1 protein-coding gene is annotated in these 1,331 nt (G+C 63.4%); it reads right to left on the bottom strand.

The annotated features are described in order from the left end of the window. Nucleotides 1-32: 32 nt before the first annotated feature. Nucleotides 33-1,328, bottom strand: coding sequence for a serine hydroxymethyltransferase (glyA, locus tag So717_RS21980; RefSeq protein ID WP_159981415.1), 1,296 nt, complete (start codon nucleotides 1,326-1,328; stop codon nucleotides 33-35). Between the last annotated feature and the right edge of the window lie 3 nt (nucleotides 1,329-1,331).

The raw sequence follows: 1,331 nt of genomic DNA on the forward strand, positions 1-1,331 counted from the left end.
GGGTGGGCCTTGGGCCACCCCTTGGTCCGGCCTCAGAGGGTGGGGTAGATGGGGAAGCGGGCGCAGAGCGCGGCCACGTCCGCCTTCACCTTCGCCTCAACCGCCGCGTTGCCCTCTTCGCCGTTGGCCGCCAGCCCGTCGACCACCTCGATGATCCAATCCGCGATCTGGCGGAACTCGGGCTCACCAAACCCGCGTGTCGTTGCCGCAGGTGAGCCAAGACGAATGCCGCTCGTCACCGTCGGTTTCTCCGGGTCAAACGGCACGCCGTTCTTGTTGCAGGTGATATGCGCGCGGCCCAGAGCCTTTTCCGTCGCGTTGCCCTTCACGCCCTTGGGCCGCAGATCCACCAGCAGCACATGGGTGTCGGTGCCGTGGGTGACCGTGTCGAGCCCGCCCTGGATCAGCTGATCCGACAACGCCTGCGCATTGGTGATCACCTGCTGAATGTAGCTCTTGAACGCAGGTTGCAGCGCCTCGCCAAAGGCCACCGCCTTGGCCGCGATCACATGCATCAGCGGACCACCCTGAATGCCGGGAAAGATCGCCGAGTTGAACTTTTTCGCCAGCGCCTCGTCATTGGTCAGGATCATCCCGCCGCGCGGGCCGCGCAGGGTCTTGTGCGTCGTTGTCGTGGCCACATGCGCATGTGGGAACGGCGAGGGGTGCTCGCCCGCCGCCACCAACCCGGCGAAATGCGCCATGTCCACATGCAGATAGGCGCCCACGCTATCCGCAATCTCGCGCATCTTGGCAAAATCGATCTGGCGCGGGATGGCCGAGCCACCCGCGATGATCATCTTGGGCTGATGCTCCGCGGCCAGCGCCGCGACCTGGTCGTAATCCAGCATGTTGTCCTCGCGCCGCACGCCGTATTGCACCGCGTTGAACCACTTGCCCGACTGATTGGGGCGCGCGCCATGCGTCAGGTGCCCGCCCGCATCAAGGCTCATGCCGAGGATCGTATCGCCGGGCTGCAAAAGCGCCTGGAACACGCCCTGGTTGGCCTGGCTGCCGGAGTTCGGCTGCACATTTGCAAAGTCACATGCAAAGAGTTTGCAAGCCCGTTCGATTGCTAACTCTTCCGCGATATCAACGTATTGGCAGCCACCATAATAGCGCCGCCCGGGGTAGCCTTCGGCGTATTTGTTGGTCATGACCGAGCCTTGGGCCTGCATCACGGCGGCCGAGACGATGTTCTCCGAGGCGATCAGCTCGATCTCGTCACGCTGACGGCCAAGCTCCCGGGTCACAGCATCGAAGATCTCAGGATCACTCTCAGACAAAGACTGTGTAAAAAAACCAGGGGCACGGTGCGGGGCGTTCATGGG

The organism is Roseobacter cerasinus (assembly GCF_009811755.1).
GTDB classification, from domain to species: domain Bacteria; phylum Pseudomonadota; class Alphaproteobacteria; order Rhodobacterales; family Rhodobacteraceae; genus Roseobacter; species Roseobacter cerasinus.

Excerpts from the sequence above, each read along its gene's own strand:
- glyA (WP_159981415.1), bottom strand. The coding sequence starts at position 1,328 with ATGAACGCCCCGCACCGTGCCCCTGGTTTTTTTACACAGTCTTTGTCT.